The sequence below is a fragment of the Clostridium sp. UBA4548 genome (assembly GCF_002387895.1).
In the GTDB taxonomy this organism is placed as follows: domain Bacteria; phylum Bacillota; class Clostridia; order Clostridiales; family Clostridiaceae; genus Clostridium_J.
The window spans coordinates 13,708-32,973 of sequence record NZ_DGLI01000037.1; the positions used below are offsets into that span (position 1 = coordinate 13,708).

General features: G+C 30.3%; 19 protein-coding genes. 11 read left to right on the plus strand and 8 right to left on the minus strand.

Annotated features, from left to right (window positions below):
* Positions 1 to 7: 7 nt before the first annotated feature.
* Positions 8 to 922 carry an N-acetylmuramic acid 6-phosphate etherase gene (murQ, locus tag B3040_RS13515; RefSeq protein WP_291574167.1) on the plus strand — a complete coding sequence of 305 codons (915 nt, stop codon included), beginning with the start codon at positions 8 to 10 and terminating at the stop codon, positions 920 to 922.
* A 546-nt stretch (positions 923 to 1,468) separates the two neighbouring features.
* Here murQ and B3040_RS13520 read toward each other — a convergent pair.
* The gene (locus tag B3040_RS13520) at positions 1,469 to 1,720 is read right to left on the minus strand and encodes a late competence development ComFB family protein (RefSeq protein WP_414632539.1); all 252 of its coding nucleotides are present in this window, start codon (positions 1,718 to 1,720) and stop codon (positions 1,469 to 1,471) included.
* 418 nt (positions 1,721 to 2,138) lie between these two features.
* On the opposite strand from B3040_RS13520, the gene B3040_RS13525 reads away from it, so the two are divergent.
* From B3040_RS13525 to B3040_RS13545, 5 genes are all read left to right on the plus strand, one after another.
* Positions 2,139 to 3,830, plus strand: a complete 1,692-nt coding sequence (locus tag B3040_RS13525) for a methyl-accepting chemotaxis protein (RefSeq protein ID WP_291574171.1) — start codon at positions 2,139 to 2,141, stop codon at positions 3,828 to 3,830.
* Positions 3,831 to 4,185: 355 nt separating this feature from the next.
* Positions 4,186 to 4,839: a superoxide dismutase gene (locus B3040_RS13530; protein WP_291574604.1), complete on the plus strand. Its 654-nt coding sequence runs from the start codon at positions 4,186 to 4,188 to the stop codon at positions 4,837 to 4,839.
* A gap of 301 nt (positions 4,840 to 5,140) precedes the next feature.
* Positions 5,141 to 5,374: a glutaredoxin domain-containing protein gene (locus tag B3040_RS13535; protein ID WP_291574174.1), complete on the plus strand. Its 234-nt coding sequence runs from the start codon at positions 5,141 to 5,143 to the stop codon at positions 5,372 to 5,374.
* Between the two features lie 137 nt (positions 5,375 to 5,511).
* Positions 5,512 to 5,991, plus strand: coding sequence for a permease (locus B3040_RS13540; protein ID WP_291574176.1), 480 nt, complete (start codon positions 5,512 to 5,514; stop codon positions 5,989 to 5,991).
* Positions 5,988 to 6,530: a permease gene (locus B3040_RS13545; protein ID WP_291574178.1), complete on the plus strand. Its 543-nt coding sequence runs from the start codon at positions 5,988 to 5,990 to the stop codon at positions 6,528 to 6,530. Before B3040_RS13540 ends, B3040_RS13545 begins: the two co-directional genes overlap by 4 nt.
* 161 nt (positions 6,531 to 6,691) lie before the next feature.
* On the opposite strand, the gene B3040_RS13550 is transcribed toward B3040_RS13545, so the two are convergent.
* Positions 6,692 to 7,459 carry a SagB/ThcOx family dehydrogenase gene (locus tag B3040_RS13550; RefSeq protein ID WP_291574180.1) on the minus strand — a complete coding sequence of 256 codons (768 nt, stop codon included), beginning with the start codon at positions 7,457 to 7,459 and terminating at the stop codon, positions 6,692 to 6,694.
* A gap of 454 nt (positions 7,460 to 7,913) precedes the next feature.
* Here B3040_RS13550 and B3040_RS13555 point away from each other — a divergent pair, with 454 nt between their 5' ends.
* Complete coding sequence (locus B3040_RS13555) at positions 7,914 to 8,312, plus strand: YkvA family protein (protein WP_291574182.1); 399 nt, start codon at positions 7,914 to 7,916, stop codon at positions 8,310 to 8,312.
* A gap of 28 nt (positions 8,313 to 8,340) precedes the next feature.
* Here B3040_RS13555 and B3040_RS19500 read toward each other — a convergent pair whose 3' ends face one another.
* The 4 genes from B3040_RS19500 to B3040_RS13580 all read right to left on the minus strand — a co-directional run bounded on the left by B3040_RS19500 (position 8,341) and on the right by B3040_RS13580 (position 12,727).
* Positions 8,341 to 10,824, minus strand: coding sequence for a DUF3298 and DUF4163 domain-containing protein (locus tag B3040_RS19500; protein WP_349679180.1), 2,484 nt, complete (start codon positions 10,822 to 10,824; stop codon positions 8,341 to 8,343).
* A 151-nt stretch (positions 10,825 to 10,975) separates the two neighbouring features.
* A complete protein-coding gene (locus B3040_RS13570) occupies positions 10,976 to 11,761 on the minus strand; it encodes an ABC transporter permease (protein WP_291574184.1) in 786 nt (261 codons plus the stop codon).
* A 3-nt stretch (positions 11,762 to 11,764) separates the two neighbouring features.
* A complete protein-coding gene (locus tag B3040_RS13575; RefSeq protein WP_291574186.1) occupies positions 11,765 to 12,403 on the minus strand; it encodes an ABC transporter ATP-binding protein in 639 nt (212 codons plus the stop codon).
* Between the two features lie 15 nt (positions 12,404 to 12,418).
* Positions 12,419 to 12,727: a PadR family transcriptional regulator gene (locus B3040_RS13580; protein WP_291574188.1), complete on the minus strand. Its 309-nt coding sequence runs from the start codon at positions 12,725 to 12,727 to the stop codon at positions 12,419 to 12,421.
* 311 nt (positions 12,728 to 13,038) lie between these two features.
* Between B3040_RS13580 and B3040_RS13585 the strand changes: the two genes are divergently transcribed.
* The gene (locus B3040_RS13585) at positions 13,039 to 13,170 is read left to right on the plus strand and encodes a hypothetical protein (protein ID WP_291574191.1); all 132 of its coding nucleotides are present in this window, start codon (positions 13,039 to 13,041) and stop codon (positions 13,168 to 13,170) included.
* A gap of 95 nt (positions 13,171 to 13,265) precedes the next feature.
* On the opposite strand, the gene B3040_RS13590 is transcribed toward B3040_RS13585, so the two are convergent.
* Both B3040_RS13590 and B3040_RS13595 read right to left on the minus strand, forming a co-directional pair.
* A complete protein-coding gene (locus B3040_RS13590) occupies positions 13,266 to 14,645 on the minus strand; it encodes an MATE family efflux transporter (protein ID WP_349679181.1) in 1,380 nt (459 codons plus the stop codon).
* A gap of 308 nt (positions 14,646 to 14,953) precedes the next feature.
* Positions 14,954 to 17,032, minus strand: coding sequence for a helix-turn-helix domain-containing protein (locus B3040_RS13595; RefSeq protein WP_291574194.1), 2,079 nt, complete (start codon positions 17,030 to 17,032; stop codon positions 14,954 to 14,956).
* Positions 17,033 to 17,374: 342 nt separating this feature from the next.
* Between B3040_RS13595 and B3040_RS13600 the strand changes: the two genes are divergently transcribed.
* From B3040_RS13600 to larB, 3 genes are all read left to right on the plus strand, one after another.
* A complete protein-coding gene (locus B3040_RS13600) occupies positions 17,375 to 17,932 on the plus strand; it encodes a GNAT family N-acetyltransferase (RefSeq protein WP_291574196.1) in 558 nt (185 codons plus the stop codon).
* A gap of 13 nt (positions 17,933 to 17,945) precedes the next feature.
* A complete protein-coding gene (locus B3040_RS13605; protein ID WP_291574198.1) occupies positions 17,946 to 18,434 on the plus strand; it encodes a hypothetical protein in 489 nt (162 codons plus the stop codon).
* Between the two features lie 78 nt (positions 18,435 to 18,512).
* Positions 18,513 to 19,259: a nickel pincer cofactor biosynthesis protein LarB gene (larB, locus tag B3040_RS13610; protein ID WP_291574201.1), complete on the plus strand. Its 747-nt coding sequence runs from the start codon at positions 18,513 to 18,515 to the stop codon at positions 19,257 to 19,259.
* The last annotated feature ends 7 nt before the right edge of the window (positions 19,260 to 19,266 follow it).

The following is a 19,266-nucleotide window of genomic DNA, read 5'->3' on the forward strand; positions in this document are numbered from 1 at the left end:
ATTATCTATGATAATAGAAGATTTAGCTAAACTTACTACTGAGAGTATAAATATTAACACAACAAATATAGATAGGGTTTCAACTTTTCATATGATAACCTTAATAAATGAAGAGGATAAAAAGGTAGCCTTAGCTATTGAAAAAGTAAAAGAAGAAATAGCAAAGGCTGTAGATATAATAGCAAAAAAGCTTATGGAGGGTGGAAGGTTAATTTATGTAGGAGCAGGCACCAGTGGAAGATTAGGAATATTAGATGCTTCAGAATGTCCTCCAACTTATGGTGTAGAAGAAAATCTAGTTATGGGAATTATAGCTGGTGGAAAAAGCGCCATGTTTAAGGCAATTGAGGGGGCAGAGGATAATAGTGAAATGGGTAAGGAAGACCTAATTGAAATAAAGTTGAATGAAAAAGATGTTGTTTGTGGGATAGCCGCTTCAGGAAGAACTCCGTATGTTATTGGAGCAATGAAATATGGAAGAGAGATAGGTGCAACAGTTTTATCTTTAACGATGAATAAGAACAGTGAGATGAATAGGTATGCTGAAGTTTCAATTTCTGTAGAAGTGGGTCCGGAGACCATAATGGGCTCTACTAGAATGAAATCAGGAACAGCACAAAAGATGGTGCTTAATATGCTTTCTACAGGAGCTATGATTAAACTGGGAAAAGTATATGGAAACTTAATGGTAGATGTTCAACCATCAAATAAAAAATTGATAAAAAGAGCAAAAAGAATAGTAAAACTTGCTACAGGGGCCAGTAATGAAGTTATTGAAAGAATTTTAGAATTAACAAAGTACAATGTGAAGGTTACTATTCTAACTATAAAAAGCGGGCTCACTATAGAGGAAACTGAAAAACTCCTAAAAAAACACAGAGGGTATATAGCTAAGGCATTAGAGGAAATAAACATAAAATAATATGAGTAGAAACTATAGTAGGATTAAGATGGATTTAAAATATAAGCTTTAAAAGTATTTCTGTAGATTTTTCTTAGAGTCTACAGAACTTTTTATGTTGTCCTATTAGGAGTTAAAACTTTACTAGTTCAACTTAAACGTGTCAAAATTCTACAAAATTAGATATTAGATTCTCAAAGTAATATTATTTTTAAATAATATATAAACTAGTAATAAAAAGATACGAAATATATGGTAAGAAGATTAATGATTATTAACTTCATAAGAGTAGCTCTTAACTTATTGACTAATTAATTCACGCAGAAGAAAGTTAATTGCTATGTTACAAAAGTTAAAATATATAGATAAAACCTATCTAGAACCCCCTTCTTTAGATAGGTTTTAGAGAAAAAAACTAAGAAAAAGTAGTAAAAACTTTATGTTCTTACTACTTTTTATATTTAAGAAATTACACTTGAAACAGTTAATTATTAAATAAATAAAATAGGATGGCAATTCAGGGGAATCAATCTATAAGATTGATAAAATAACTACCTTAAATAAAATTTAGCTATTATGATGTGGATTTTTAGACACTACCTCAATGGCCTTAACTAGTTCTTTTACAATATCTGTACTAAATTGGATTTCTAGCTCATTTACCTTAGCATATAAATTCCCTGCATTTGTAACTACATATATGGGCTTAAGATTATTTAAAGCTATAGCCTTAATATCATCACAACATTTTTCACATTTGCATAGGTTACTATAATCTGGAAGAATCTTTTTAAGAATATTATCCACTACAATTTCCATATAATTTTTAACCATTTACTCCATTCACCCCTAGTTTTAATATTTATAGTATTACTAAATCTAATTTCATAACTAAAGCTTAAAAAATTAAGATAACTTGTACTTAAATATGTATAATACAGTTTATGTAGATATTTACAAGTTTAATACATAATTACATTAAAATTTAAAATAATGAAAACCCTGATAAAACCCCATATAATATGTTAAACATTAAACAAATAAATCCTTTATTTTTATAAAATATTTTTATTGAATAGAAGAATAGTTATGGTTACATAGAAAGAAGTAAAATCTTAAATTAATCTTAAATTTTGAAAGTTATGTAGAAAAATGTAATAAATCTAATTATAATAGTAAAATGTGGAATAAAACTTTCATATATACATTATAAAAAAAGGGGACGGGTGACGAGAATATGAAAAAGGGGTTAGGGAGTAAGGTACTTAAGCTAATTAGTACAATTTCTTTTGTGTCAATGGGGTTAATCTTATTAATGAACTTTGTTTTGTTTAAGGTGTTGTTTACAAACATCCAAAATGAAGTGAAGACGAGTATTGTTGAAGGGACTAAAATAATTAATGGTAGCACTATTGAAAAAATTATAAGTGATAAATCAATGGATAGTACCGAATATAAGCAATTACAAAATCAAATGCTAGTATTTAAAAGTGATAAAGATTTAAGTTTTTTTTATACTTTAACGAAAAGTGGAGAGAAAACCCACTTTTTAGTTGATGGAAAGATTTCAGATGTAAGTAAGCTAGGTGAAGAGTATATTTTTACTAAAGACATAGAAAAGGCATTTAATGGAGAAATATTATACACAAAAAAGCCTGTTAAGGATTCCTATGGAACATTCATTTCTGCTTATGCACCCATTAAAAATTCAACTGGTAAAATAATTGCTATTGCAGCTGTAGATAAGAATGTAGAGTATTTTATAAATATGAGGAAAACTATACTTGTAAGCATTGGTATATCATCAATTGTTATTATGATATTGTCTATAATAGCTACTACAATATTCTCAAAGAAAATAACCTGCAATGCTAAAAAAATAGAAGAAGCTTTGATGAAAGTGGCTAATGGTGAAATGAATACAAACTTAAACATAAATAGCAAAGACGAATTTCAAAGTATTGGAGAATCAATCAATAAACTTTCAAATAAATGTAGTGAAACTCTTAGGGTTATAAAACAAACTTCAGCAAGTTTGTTAGAAGACTCAGAAACACTGTCAGCACTTTCGGAAGAAATGGCAGCATCAACTGAGTTGGTGTCTTCATCCGTAGAGGAAGTCACTACTAGATCATTAGAAGAGGCTAGAGAAATATCAGAAGTGGATAATAATCTAGTTAAATTTGGAACAGGATTAAATGAGTCTGCTGATTTTATAAACATTGCAAATAATACAGTTCAGGAAATGAACCTTGAAGCTCAAAAAAGTAATGAAGATATTTTAATCCTTGATAAGTCAGTAAAAAATATTGCAACGGCTTTTCATGATGTAAGACAAAATATAAATAATCTTAATGTAAATATATCTCAAGTTAGTGAAATAACTGATTTGATAAATTCAATTGCAGAGCAGACTAACTTACTTGCTTTAAATGCTGCAATTGAAGCAGCACGTGCTGGAGAGGCAGGAAGAGGATTTTCTGTAGTAGCAGAAGAAATAAGAAAGCTTGCAGAAAAATCTAGAGAATCTTCAGAAGGAATTAGCAGACTAATTGAGAGAGTTTCCTTAGATAGTCATATAGTAGTAAAAACCTCTAGTGATATGGAAGATAAACTTAATGATGAAAGTAAAATAATACAGGGCACTATTATTTCCTTTAAAAATATTATCTCAAAAATGGGACAAGTTTCTGAGTTAACAATAAAAACAAATTCAAATATTGGCTCTCTAAATTGTGACAAGGATAAAATATTGAAGGGAGTAGAGGTTATAGCGGCGGGTTCTGAGGAGGTAGCTTCATTTACAGAGGAAATACTTGCATCTTCACAAGAGATTAACTCATCTTCACAAGAAGTTGCAGTTTCATCTCAGCAACTTCGTAAAAAAGCAGAAGAGATGATAGGAGCAGTAAACTATTTTACTGTTTAAAAGTAAAATATTTAAATTGAAGTACTATACATAAATAAGTATGGTACTTTTATTTTTTATAGAATAAATATTTCATTGTTATGGAATAACTAAAATGAACGGAACAGGTAACCATTAGGCTTTTAAAATGAGAAATATTTATGTTCATGTAGACTGGTAAAGCTTATCTCTTGGTGGATGAAGTTAAAATCCAGATTTAATTAACATAAACCTTTCTTGTCTTAACAAAGGCATTTGTGATGGATGGTCTTACTATGGAGGTCTAAATTAGTTTACAACATGAAAAGGAGAGAAAAACATGAAAAACAAAAGAAATAAAGTAATGTTATTAGCAGGTATAATAGCACTGATTACTATGCTTATTTTTAGTGAAACTTATGTTAAGGCTGGGGACAATGAAAATAAATATCCTTTTAAGCTACCCGCACTACCGTACAGTTATGAGGCACTAGAACCATATATAGATACACAAACTATGACAATTCACCACCAAAAACACCATCAAGCTTATGTAGATAACTTAAATAAGGCTTTAAGTAATTATCCTGACTTACAAGGAAAAACTCTTGAAGAGCTATTAGTGAATTTAGAACAGGTACCACAGGAAGTTAGAGAAGCCGTAAGAAATAATGGTGGAGGACACTACAATCATAGTTTCTTTTGGATCATCATGGGAAAAGATAAAGGCGGGGAACCAAAAGGAAAATTAAAAGAAGATATAGTTAAATCCTTTGGATCTTTTGATAACTTTAAAAAAGAATTTAAGGATGCGGCCTTAAAGAGATTTGGAAGTGGATGGGCATGGCTTGTTAAAGGTGAAGACGGTAAGTTAAAAATAATAAGCACTCCTAATCAAGATAGTCCAATTATGGAAGGCATAACTCCAATACTAGGAATTGATGTTTGGGAGCATGCTTATTATTTGAAATATCAAAATAAAAGAGGGGACTATATTGATGCTTGGTGGAATGTAGTTAACTGGGAACAAATCGAGAAGGACTATAAATAGTTGTTTTAAAGATAGAGAACAAGTACAAATAGTAGATATTGTATAGTGGCTTTCTATATATACCCCAAGGTGGGATGTATAGAAAGCTATTTTATATCTTAAACTTAAAAAAATAAGAAATTAAATTAGAATAATAAGAGATATAAAATTAATCGTAAAAACTAAATATACAGATAAATAGTTATTGACAAGTTATTGGCATATGCTATAATAAATGTAGGTTGAGTTTGAAATTCAATTTTCCAAACTCAAGTATATTAAAAAGTTAAATAAATAATCAATTTATTTGGAGGTAAAATATATGAATATTACAGTTTATTCAACAAATACTTGCCCATGGTGTGTAAAAGTTAAGGAGTACTTAAAGGAAAATGATGTTAGCTTTAAGGAAGTAAATGTAGCTGAAGATCGTGTTGGTGCCATGGAAATGGTAAAAAAATCAGGTCAAATGGGGGTTCCAGTACTAGATTTAAATGGAACTATAGTTATTGGCTTTGATAAAGAAAAAATAGATTTAATATTAAATCTCAAATAAAGGCCTTTAACTGTAATAACCTTGAAAGAATATAACTATAATTTAGGAGCATAATATTATGCTCCTAAATTATGAAGTTAATTAAATTTGAAGTTTAGAACCTTAGGAAATGGATTTAACAATTGAAAGGAGAAATTATGTTTACAACAATTACCTATATACTTGCAATAGGATTAACAATACTATCATTAATAAAAGACAAAAAGAAAACAAAAATGGCTCTAAAAAAGTCATGGAAATCTTTTGAAAATATTTTACCTCAATTTTTAGCAATTGTATTACTTATAGGAATAATGTTATCAGTTATGAGTCCCAAAACTATATCAGCTCTAATTGGAGAAAATTCAGGTGTTCTCGGTATGATTATCACAGGAGTGATTGGGTCTATAACTCTTATTCCAGCCTTTATTGCATTTCCGCTAGTTGCTGCACTATACGAAAATGGGGCAGGAATTGCACAGATAGCAGTATTTGTTTCAACACTTATGATGGTTGGAATAGCTACAGTACCGTTAGAGATAAAATACTTTGGAAAAAAAGCAACCCTAAGTAGAAATATTTTGGCCTTAATATTTTCATTTGTAGTAGCAATAGTTATGGGGGTAGTTTTAGCATGATAAAATTTATGAAAAGATATAAAACTTTTATAATACTATTTATAGTGAATTTAATTCTATTGTTCGCATATCCTACAATAGGTAAAGAAGCTTTTAGGATTACTGGAAAGAATATGATTGAAATGCTTTCAGTAATTCCGCCTATATTTGTACTTCTCGGACTTTTAGATGTTTGGGTTAAGAAAGAAACTATGATGAAATACATGGGACCTAAATCAGGAATAAAAGGTATACTATTAGGATTCTTACTAGGATCTGCAGCGGCAGGCCCATTATATGCAGCTTTTCCTGTAGCTGGTATACTGCTTAAAAAGGGAAGCAAGTTATCTAATGTGCTAGTGTTTATTGGAGCTTGGTCTACAACAAAAATACCACTACTTTTATTTGAAGCGTCTTCCATGGGTTTAAACTTTATGCTATTAAGATTTGCATTAAACATACCAGTAATAGCCCTAATTGCTATAATAACAGAAAAGATATTAAAAGAAGAAGAAAAAAAAGAGTTATACGAAAGAGCTTTAACATTAGATGAAAACTAATAATAAAGGATATTTTCAAGAAATTTACTAATTGACTTGAAAATATCCTTTTTACTTTAAAGCGCATTAATGAAAATATATTTCCTTGTGCAAATCAAATTTACATATGATGTTTGAGGAAATTTTAAGTTATAAATAATTACTCATAACTACCTTTAATATTATTTACTTATTTTTTTACCTACAGCAGCTAAATAGATAGTGAATTCATTTTCACCATCTAGTTTTAACATAGTGTCCACCATAGTTTGATCATAAATACCTATAGCACAGGTACCACAATCAGTTGATTCACTAGCTAAGTAAAGGTTTTGGCAAATATGGCCTACATCTATAAGAATCTTCTTGTGAGCTGTTACATCGAACTTCCACTCAGATCTGTAAGGAAGAGTACTCCAAGCAAAAACTACTGAAGCTTTGGAGGCAAATCTTGGAACAAAAGGTTGTTCAAGAGTTAAATCATTTATTTTATCTTTAATATTTTCTATTTCATACATAAATAGTAGTTTATGTTCTAAGGGTAAGTATCTATAGATACCTTGGGTTAAACCCTCTACATTTATAATAAATAAATAAGTTTCAAAGGAATGAGTAGCTCCACTGCAGGGTACTGTTCTTAAAGTGAAGGTATTATTATCAGAAACCTTAGTTACTCCCTGTGTAGCCCATAATAGATAGGAAAGCTCTTCTAAAGATAATGGAGCTTCTTCGTATAATCTTACACTTCTTCTTTCCTTTATACATTGAAAAATATTATTATTAGTTAATATTTCTTCAGTTACAAAAGGTAAGTCTACAATTATTGAATTATTATCATATTCCTTTACAAGGGCTGGCTGTGGAACACCAAGGGCTCTATCAGCTTTGTGGTTCTTCATTGGAGTAAAGTCAGTTTTTAAAAAATCTCTATTAGTTTTAAATCTTTCCATTAGTTTTTCCTCCATCCATAGGTTATAGTTTAGTATAAAATTATCTCTTTTGTAGTTGATTAATTTTAAAGCAATTGGATTCCTTTAAGATTAATCAAGGAAGTTTAATAGCAGTATATTATTATACTAAATAAAAACATAAAATGCAGTAACATAAATCACTGTATTTAAATTAAATATATATTTAGTTTCAGAAAATCATTGAAATAGTAATGTTATTTAAGATAATATTAAATTAATATAAAAATAAGAAGCATATATTTTTAGAAGTGATAACTAGGCTGAGTAAAGCTTAAGAATGTTTTATGTGCAGGTTATTAATGAATCTAAAATTAGGATGATAAAACTGAAAACAACTTGTTAGGAAAAGAAAATATGGACAAAGATCCTTAAATCTTGGAACAGGTTTAAGGAAGGTTATAACTTATATTTAAGAATAGAGTAGGTAATAGACATGAATTATATAAAAAAGGCTATAGATTTTGGAAAGAGAAAGTCAAAAGAGTTAAAGGTAGAAGTAGGAGCACTATATTTAGCTTATAAAAGGAAAGATGTAGCTTGGTATGCTAAAGCTTTTGCAATTATTGTTGTTGGATATGCTATGAGCCCCATAGATTTAATTCCAGACTTTATTCCTGTATTAGGGTATTTAGACGATTTAATTCTTATCCCTTTAGGTATAACTATTGCATTAAAACTTATTCCCAAAAATATAATTGAGCAGTGTAGGGAAGAAGCAAAGAACCTATTTCAAGGTAAGAAGATAAATAATTGGATTGCAGGTTCAATAATAATACTGCTATGGATAGTTTTCATAGTAGTAATCTTTAGTAAATTTAAAGGCAAGAGCTAATAAAATAGCTCTTGCCTTATTTTAAGTTTTAGTATAAAAAGTTACATACTGGGTTATAGGTATTTAATAGGTCGCCAAGTTCTTCATACCCTATAGGAATTCTGAATAATCCGTAGGAACTAGGTGTATATTCATCGACTTGATAGAAAAGAACAATTCCATTAGGAGTTAAATAGTATTGTTGATTGTCACATAAGCCTTCATAGTCGCTTACTAATGGAACTTCTATTTCATCACATTTTTTAACAGCCATATCACTTAACAGATTTTCATAATCACAATCATCTTTAAATAAGTCTTCAAGTTCATACTTTTCACCAGTATTAGTGTCAAAGGTTAATGAGCTGAAAATTGTATTATTTTGATCCATAGCTGCACTAATATAAATAGAGAATACTATGCAAAGCAATCCTTTTTCCATTAAAGGTACCTGATAAGAAACTTCTACTTCTTTAATATCCTTTTGTTCTGGAACTAGAACTTGATTATTTAATAAAGAAGTAACTTCACTAATGATAGCATCATTAATATTATTCTGCACTTCTTTATTTGGTAAATCTTTAATTACTGGATAATCAACCTTTATCTTTTCAGGCTCTAAGATTTGAGGTTTCAAATTAGCACTAATATCAGTAGTAACATTTATATTTTCTGTAGTTTGTACAGGGGTAGGTACCTCCATAGTTTCAGTAATTTCTACTGGTGGAATTACCTCTGTATCAAAATCCAAATTAGTATCAATTGGTTCAGGAACTACATTTGTCATATCTACAGGAGTAGGAGTTAGGGCACCGTTCATGTTAGCAAGATCCTGCATATTAGCTAAATTACCCATGGTATTAGCATTTTCTGCAGCATTAAAATTACTCATATTATTAACATCAGGAAGGCCAGCTTTTTTCACTAATTTATCGCTTCTTCCTTTAAATCTTCTACCATAGCATTCAAAATAATTGATTGATTTTAAATCAACTCCAAAGTAAGTCCAGTTAAATCCAGTCCATCTATAGCCAGAAGCAGATTTTTTATCTACTCTAGTAAGCCAAGCCCAGAAGGAGCGGCCATTATTTAGCCATATATATACATATTGATATAGGCATGGTTTAATTGAACCAGGAGAAACAGCTTTAACCTGTGGACCTCCCATTAAGTTTTGAGAAGATGATTTGCTTGGAGTCATTGAAGGAGGAGGTCCAGGAGGTTCGCTTTGATTTCCACTTGGAGGAGTTCCACCGTTAGGCCCACCGGATGGAGGTCCAAAAATAAAGTCAAAAGGGTTTCCAACGCCTCTCTCAGGGTCATTCGTACAATCCCTTCCAAAGCATTGGAAGAATTCAATTCTATTTAAACTAACTCCAAAGAAAGACCAATTTCTACCAGTCCACCTAAACCCAGTAGCGGTTCTTCTATCTACGTCTAGTAGCCATGCCCAGAAGGAAGTGCCATTTCTAAGCCAAATATAAACAAATTGGAATCTACAGCGTCTAATAGATTCAGGGGATACAGCTTTAGTCTGTGGTCCACCAAAAGAGCTTTGGGATTGGAAAGAAGCACTTGACTTACTTGGTGTCATTGATGGTGGCGGTCCAGGAGGTCCTTGCATATTTCTTAAATGCTCTGGAACCTGAAAACTATCCTCTGAAACCTCAAAATCTCCTAAGCAATCCCTTCCAAAACATTGGAAGAATTCAATTCTACTTAAACTAACTCCAAAGAAAGACCAACTTCTACCAGTCCACCTAAAACCAGTAGCAGTTTTTCTATCTACATCTATTAGCCAAGCCCAGAAAGAAGTGCCGTTTTTTAGCCAAATATAAACAAACTGAAATCTGCAACGGCTAATAGATTCAGGAGAAACAGCAAAGGGCTGAGCTCCAAAAGTAGTAGCAGGTTTAGTAGGAGTCATTGATGGTGGCGGTCCAGGAGGTCCTTGCATATTTCTTAAATGTTCTGGAACCTCAGAATCTCTTAAACTATTTCTTCCATAGCACTCAAAGTAATCAATTCTTCTTAAGTCCACTCCAAAGTATACCCATCTTCGTCCATTCCATCTAAAACCAGAAGCGGTTCTTCTATCTACATAAGTAAGCCAAGCCCAGAAGGAACGGCCATTTCTAAGCCAAATGTAAACAAATTGGAATCTACAGGGTCTAATAGAGCCAGGGGATACAGCTTTAACCTGTGGTCCACCAAAAGACCCTTGGGATTGGAAAGAGGCACCTGACTTACTTGGTGTCATTGATGGAGGTGGACCTGGAGGCCCACCGAGTCCGCCGCCAGGAGGACCGCCACCAGGTCCACCAGGAGGACCTGGCGGATTAGATGGCCCGAACAATAAGTCAGTAAGTGGATTATTAAGGAACGGTGGTAAGTAACGCTGATCACTGGCATCTTTATGAATATAAATATCCTCATCCTCTGAATCATCAAAAGCCTTATTATTTAAAGGCACATAAGATAATTCTTCATCTGTTTCTACAGTGTAATTAGAATTAGGATTACGCACAAACATTATTAATCTCCTTAGTATTATTACACATTACTATAATATACATTTGTCTTCAGATTGTGCTTTTTTATGGAGGTATCTATAGTAATTTCTCAAAGATTTAATATTAATATAGGCTAAGTGGAATATCTAAGTGTATAGAGCAAGAGGAAAACTAATCTTCAAACACTAATTGAGATTCCTTATTAAAGAAGGTTTTATATCCAAGTTGAACAAAAATTATTACTGTCAAAGCAACACTACCTAAGATTCCAAGCATTATGGCAATTTGATATTCTATGGCTGTTGTTGGGGAAGTACCAGATAGTATTTGTCCTGTCATCATTCCAGGAAGAAAAACAATTCCCATGCCTACCATAGAATTAATAGTTGGAAGTATTGCGGCATCAAAGGCAGCATTTATAATTGATTTTGCTGCAACCTTTGGGTGAGCTCCAAGCATTAGAGCGGCCTCTACAAGTGCCTTTTGAGTAGTCATACCATCTACAAGTCTATTTACACCTAAAGTAATACCTGTCATTGAATTTCCTATAAGCATTCCAGCAATGGGAATAAAGTATTGAGGATTGTACCAAGGACTAACTCTAACTACTACGAATAGAAAGTAAAAAAGACTTGTAAGGGTACCAAAGGTCATGGATAAGGCAATAATCTTTTTTAGTTTTTTTGAAAGTTTAAGTTTACTTCTTTTAAAAATGTTATATATTGAGAAAACTTCCATGGTAATTACAACTAAAATAGTGTAAATTGGGTTTGAGTTTTCGAATAAATAAACAAGTACATATCCAGTAATGATTAGTTGAATTGTCATCCTTATGGAGGAAATTAGTATTTCTTTTTCTCTAGAAATTCCTCTTTTCTTTACAATTATCAGTAAAATCACAACAAATATATAAACAGAAATCATTTGAATTATTCCCAAATCAATTACTCCATTCATAATTTAAAAGTCACCTCCATTTACTACTTTTCCACCACTAATCTCAATAATATTATCTGAAAATCTTAAAGCAATGGTTTTAGAGTGTGTAACCATTACTAAAGTTTTATTATTAGCTTTTACATAAGAAGCTAGTTTAGCTACCATAAGATTTTCAGTTTCCTCATCAAGAGCTGATGAGGGTTCATCTAGCAAGAGCACCTCAGGATTCATTAAGATGACTCTCCCAAGGGCCAAGCGTTGTTTTTCTCCACCAGATAAAATTTCTGCATTTTCTTCAAGAGGCTTATTTAGTTCTACCATTTCTAGAATTTCTTTTAGTTTAATATCCTGAGGAAAAGGTTTTTCTGAAAAACCTAAGCCACATAGCAAATTATCTTTTACTGTTCCAGTAAAAATAACAGGATTTTGAGAAAGCATTACTACTTTTCTTCTAAGTTCAACAGAATCTATTTCTGTTAAAGGGGTATTAAAATAAAATATATTTCCACTATTTGGAGAGATGAGCTTATTCAAATGTCTTAAAAGGGTAGTTTTGCCGCTACCGCTTGAACCTACAATAGAGGTGGTTTTTCTATTTGGAATTGTAAGACTTTGGATATCTAAGATGTTCTTGTATTTTATATTCTCTAACTTAAACATAAAAATCCTCCTTTACTATTCACTAATTTCTTTTATCAGTTCAAGAGCTTTTTCTTTTAAATCTCTAAGTACTTCTTCACCATCTTTAGTAGTAGAGTAGTACTTTCTAATTTTACCCTCTACGTTTTTTTCTTCCTTACTTAAAAGACCACTTGATTCCAAATTATGTAATATTGGGTATAAAGTTCCGGGGCTCATATCATAGCCATGATGTTTTAGCTCATCAATCATCCAAGAACCAAAGAAAGGTTCTTTAGCACCATGATGTAGAATGTGTATATGTATAAAACCTAAAAACAATTTTCTTGCAATTTGATTTTTCAAAAATGGAACCTCCCAAAATATTTATTTCCGATATCGGTTGTCAATATTATTATAACATATGGCTTTTTAAAAATGCAAAAATAAGATTATTTTTAACAAATAAAAGGATTATCCAAAGAAAAGAAAAATTACAAGGTCTACAAACTTAATATACGGACAAACTATTAATAGAAAGTTATCTTGTGAAATTTAAATGTAAATAAAAAAATAAACTTCATAAGAAACTTAGCATTTTAATGTTTTTTTGTAGGCTTCCGTGATGGAATTTTATTTTAATGAAATTTATTATAAAAATAAGGGAGGAAGAGTTTATGAAAAATATTAACGTAGCTAGACACCGTGCAATAAGTCCCCAAGCAAAACAACAAATGACAAAGTTTAAACAAGAAATGGCAGAAGACTTTATTTGGAGGAGCAAAAAAGCAAGTAAAAATCAAAAATAAAGTAATTAACTATAAAATAAAATCAAACAATTAAAATAAAAAAACTGCTTCCAGAATATTTGATGGAAGCAGTTTTTTAAAGAAATTTTATTTAATTAATTCAAAGCAACTTTTTTACTAGGTAATTTATCAGAAGCCATATCTTTTTTTGAAGCTTTATTTAAAAGATGTAAGGAGATAGAAGCTGATATTAAATCGGAAATAGGATAGGCTATCCATGCTCCTAAGGTTCCTAATATTTGAACAAAAATTATTGCTAAAGGTATGAAAACTACAAGTTGTCTAAAAATCGATAATAAGAAACTTTTTTTAGCTTCACCAATTGCTTGATAATAATATATGCCAATGTAATACACACCAGCAAAAGGAAGCAATGAAATGCAAATTCTAAAGGCTTTTACTGCTGAAGGTAATATTTTTTCATCCATTAAGAAAAAGCCTATAATTTCATTAGATAACAGACCAAGCACTGCAGCAAAAATTATAGATATAATGGTAACAGTTTTAATTGAGACTATCACTGTTTCTTTGATTCTATTATATTTTTCAGCTCCAAAATTGTAAGCAACTATAGGTTGCATAGCAGAGCTTATACCGATTATTGCAATAAACATAAACATAGAAATTTTTGTAATTACACCGATAATTATAATTGCAGTATCTCCACCTTTAGAATAAAGTAAATTGTTTAATATTACAGATACTACTGCATCGGAAATTTCAATTACAAAGGTAGAGAATCCAATAGCTATTATGCCACTGGTTATATCTAGACTTAAGGAAGAAAAAATTGATTTTATTGAAATTTTAATTTTAAAACTTTCAAATACTTCTTTAAACCTATAAAGAACAAAGAAAAAGGAAACAATTTGAGAAATTACTGTAGCAATAGCAGCTCCCTGTATTCCTACTCCATAATGGGCTACTAAAATATAATCTAAAATAATATTCAATATAGCACCAATTGAATTAGCATAAAGGGTTATCTTAGTATTTCCTAAGGAAGTCATAATATAGCAACCCACTAATCCCAAGCACTGGAAAACACCACCCATTAAAACTATTGATACATATTCATTAGTTAAGGAATATGTTACGCTACTAGCCCCAAGTTTATAGAGTATAGATTCTTTAAAGAAAAATATAAGAAGAGTCATAAACAACATAAGGGTTAGGGTAATTGCAAAAGCGTTGATTATAGTTTTCTCAATTTCTAAGAAGTTTTTTTCACCTAGACTTCGGGATACATAAGTTGAAGCGCCAACGGCTACTAAAAAACCAAGTGCAATTAAAAATCTTTGAATTGGAAAAGATATAGTTAGTGCAGCAATGGCATTAGCACCAATGTAGCGACCAACATATATAGTATCCACCATGTTATAAAGTTCAGCTACTAATAAAGAAATAATAGCTGGTATAGCAAATCTTAAGAGTATCTTACTAATTTTTCCCTCAGAAAAAATTCTATCGTCCATTCCCATGAATTCCACCTCAATTTTATGTGTTCTATATAAATTTGATTTATTAATTTTATATAGTGAATCAAACTATCAATCCTCTTTCAAAGTTATTTAGGGTTATAAAATAATGTTTATAAATTAAAAGGTAGCCTTTTATACCTTTCAATTATTTAACCTGAAATTTTCCTTGTTTTTAAATTAATTCCTAATTCTATTATAGAAATTAAGTGAATTTCTTACATTCACTTGTATGCTTAATAAAAGGTACTTTTATGAGAAGGTTACATATTCCTAAATGTAAAAAAAAGCACAAAACCACCTTATTAATGGTGGTTTTGTACTTTTTTAATTAAAATAAGAATGGATCCGTAGCTATTTAGTAGACCTTGAAGATTTATTACAGCACTTTTTTTGAAATGTTTAAATCTTATTTGAGGAAAAGATGCTTTGTAAAGAATTTCCTTTTCTTCCTTACTTAATCTTTTAGGCTTACCCATTTGCAGCCAATAGTTGAAAGAAGAACCTTGTTTTTCACTTATTTCGTAACTAGTAATTTTAATATCAGAGCAGGTATTGATTATGTTTAAAGAAAGCTTCTTTGAAGTAGCATTTTTTACTCCTCTTAATTTTGAGAACTTTTCTAAAGGTATTAGTTTATCTATATCCTTATGAAAGTTATAAAGTAAAATTTGATATTCATCATCAGTTTTGGTAACAATATATCCATCCTCTTGAGCAACCACCGTATCACCAAGTTTATTTAAGAGGTAGTAGCCATAGTAGGAAGGCTTTTTTATACCTTTGTCATTAATTAAACCAGGGTATCCAAAAAATACTTCATTTGTTAAGTCTACCTGTTTATCCAATACATCAAAGGGTCTTAAGAATGACAAGCTATTATTGTTGGTTAAAATATTATGAATTACATAGGGAAGCATATAGCCAGTGTCATAAATAGGATTTATTTCTGAAGTTTTATCCATTGGATAGGGTGTTTCAATTTCAAGGTTATGGATATTCATAAATAATTCCTGTATTTTTAATTTCACGGATTCAGGAAGGCTACTACTAAGTTCAAACTTAAAGGATCTAAAATCTACGGAATCTAAATCACTAAAATAACTCAAGAAGGATTCAATAACTTCTATAAAGTTATCTTCAGTAAAATCATTAGAATCAATAACAATAAGTGGATTAAGATTAATAGAATATAAAAATTCTAAAACGTCCTTTGTTCTATTCCAATTATAAAACCTGGAGTTTGGAAAAATAGCCATATCTGCAGTGAACACATTAAGAATACGGGCATATTGAAATCCAATCTCATGCTGTATTTCCTCTAAGGTGTCCTTGTTATCTTCAATTAGAAGTTCAAAGGCATCTCCTATGGTAATAGTATTCTTAAAACTTTTATCAAAATTACCTAAGTTCTTACTCATATCAATATTTATTTGGAAAATCTTATCTTCGTAGTTAAACCTATCATAGTCCTCTAAAAAATATGAAAGGTATGTAATGCTCTCATTTAAATCTAATATTTCGGAACTTTTAAGTTTTTCCAATTGAACCTCATTAGTTTTATACTTTTTTCTAAACTGTAAGGGCGTAACCTTATAGTGAAGTTTAAAGTTTTTATTGAAGTATCTTGTATGAGAAAACCCTACCTCCTCTGAAATTTCAGATATAGTTTTATCTGTATCAAGAAGTAATTTTATTGATTCTTCTACCCTAGTAAGGTTTATCAAGTCTGTAAAGCTGTAACCAGTAGCATATTTAATTTCATGAGATAGGTATTGAGGGCTTAAGAATTCATTATTTGCAATATCTTTTAGAGTTATATTGTTGTTGTAGTTATTAAAAATATATTTAGAAATACTATGATATCTTTGAAGTTGATTAGCATCATCCTTAAGTTCTTCTTTCTCATAAATTAAGTAATTAAAATTATTTATAAGGTGATAAAGAAGTTTAACCAATAAATCCTCAATTTCTTCATCATAATCTTCTTGCTTTTGAACTACTTCACAGAGTATTCTAGATAAATATGTTCTTAGCTCATCATACTCTTCACTACTTTGGGAATGCAAGGAAGAGGATTTTGTATAGAAAAACATATTTTTTATATCTGAATAATACTTTTCAAAAAAGTATGGATCTATATGAAAAATTAATATTTTATTATTTTCATTACTATGAAGGTGATGGACTTCATCTACATTTATAATCTCTAATTGGCCCTGATGAATTTCATATTTTCCTGAGTTAATATAAACCTCTAAGGTACCTTTAAGAACATAAATAATCTCGATAGCGTAGTGCCAGTGAATAGGATATTCTTTAAGATTTACGTAAGATACAGTAACAGGTATATTTGAAGGATAATTTACATATTCTCTCCTCAAAAGAAAACCTCCTTTGAATTAACATGATAAAGCTATTATATCTATAATATATGAATAAATAAAATATACATAAGAATTAATAGGTTTGATTTTATTTTTTAACTACTTTAGTAATATGGGTAGTTTTAAGCTTAGGACTATAGATATTATAAATTATAATATCACAAAAATTTAATGCTTTCACAGTCTACAAACTGCTAATTTATGTTAATATTAGTATATACAATTGGTTAGAAACTTTTAGTAATTCTAAATAGCCATAGCATATTTTGGAGGAGATAACGTAGGTTTTTAGCCTGAGGCTAATATTAATAAATAGTTTTTTAAAATTGGGGGATTAAGATGATTCAGGGGAAAAAAGTTGTTATAAGACAATTAGAAATAGGTGATGAGGAGTATCTTTATAAGTGGTGGAATGATATTAACCTTATGGAACATGCAACTCATTGTTTTGGAACATTACAAAGTAAGGAAGCTATAAGAATAAATATTTCAAAGGAAATAGAAAGTACAGCTATGTTCCAGGAGCAAAAGAGATTTATAATTTGTGATAAAGATACCTTAAAACCTATAGGAGAAATGAATTATTCCGGATGGGATAGTAGAAACCAAAAATGTGAGTTAGGTATAAAAATTTGTGATCTAAAAGAACAAGGAAAGGGCTATGGAGAAGATGCATTGACTCATTTTATAGATTTTCTTTTTAGATTTTTAAATTTAAATAAAATAGAACTTACAACCATGATAGATAATAAAAGAGCTCACAAATTATATAGAAAATTGGGATTCAAAGAAATAGGCATTATAAGAGAAGGTTACTTTGACAGTAGAATTGGTAAATTTTCTGATGTAGTTTACATGGACTTATTAAAATGTGAATGGAACAATAAAGAGGGTTAGTAGGAGGAGCATATTGAATAAAAGAAGAATACTAGTACTAGTAATAATTTTTAGTATAGCATTGGGCTTTATTTATTACTCTAAGCCAACAAAGGTTGACCTTAATTTAGAAGGAGTAATATTAAATAAAAGCAGAGAAAGTAATATAGAGAAGGTTAACATAAGGTTTCAGGGTTATATTTACAGAAAAGTTCTAAAACCTAATAACTTTAGAGGATATATTTATATTAATGATAAAAAGTATCCTCATGTAAGTGTAGAGCTAACAAAGGACTCTTATTCAAATATGTTATATTGGAGTGGCGATGAAAACTCACCAGTGGATGGAGTATTTTTAAGTCTTGGTGAAGTATTTATAGGTGAGAATTTTAATAACCTTGAGTTGATATTTACTACTGAAGAGGGTGCAAGGAATGATAAAATTTTAATTGCACCTGCAAAGGATATAAAAGAAGCAGAAAAAGTTTTAGAAGAAATTGAATTAAAAGTTGGTAGAAATTAATCATATATATTTCATTAATATAAAGTACAGAGTTAGTATAGAGGTAAGATAATATATAGGAACAAAAGGAGAACGAAAATGGATAAGAGTTCTTTAGAACAATTATTACAGTTAGTTAAGACAGATAAAATAAACATAGAAGATGCAGTGACAAAACTTGTAGACTTGCCATATAAAGATATCGGCTTTGCAAATATAGATAACCATAGGGAATTAAGAGTGGGATATCCAGAAGTAATATACTGTGGAGGAAAAACCGTTGAACAGGTAAAAAGTATTTTTGAATTTATGGCTACAAAGAATTGTAACATACTAGGAACTAGAGCTACAGAAGAAATGTATGAAGAAGTTAAGAAAGTTTGTAAAGATGCTGAATATAATAATTTAGGTAGAACTATCACGGTAAAAAGGAAGGAGATGCAAACTACGGAAAGTTATATTGCTATAGTAGCAGCAGGAACCTCAGACCTACCAGTGGTAGAAGAAGCTTACGAAACAGCTAAAATCTTTGGGAACAAAGTTGAGAAGATTGTAGATGTAGGAGTGGCAGGAATTCATAGATTATTTAACAGATTAGAAGTTATAAGAGGGGCGAAAGTTGTAATAGTTGTGGCTGGAATGGAAGGGGCTCTTGCCAGTGTAATTGGAGGACTTGTAGATAAACCAATTATAGGAGTACCAACTAGCGTTGGATATGGTACAAATTTTGGGGGAGTTTCAGCACTTTTATGTATGCTTAATAGCTGTTCTAGTGGACTTAGTGTAGTAAATATAGACAATGGTTTTGGTGCTGCTTATCAAGCTAGTATGATTAATAAGTTGTAGGAGGAAA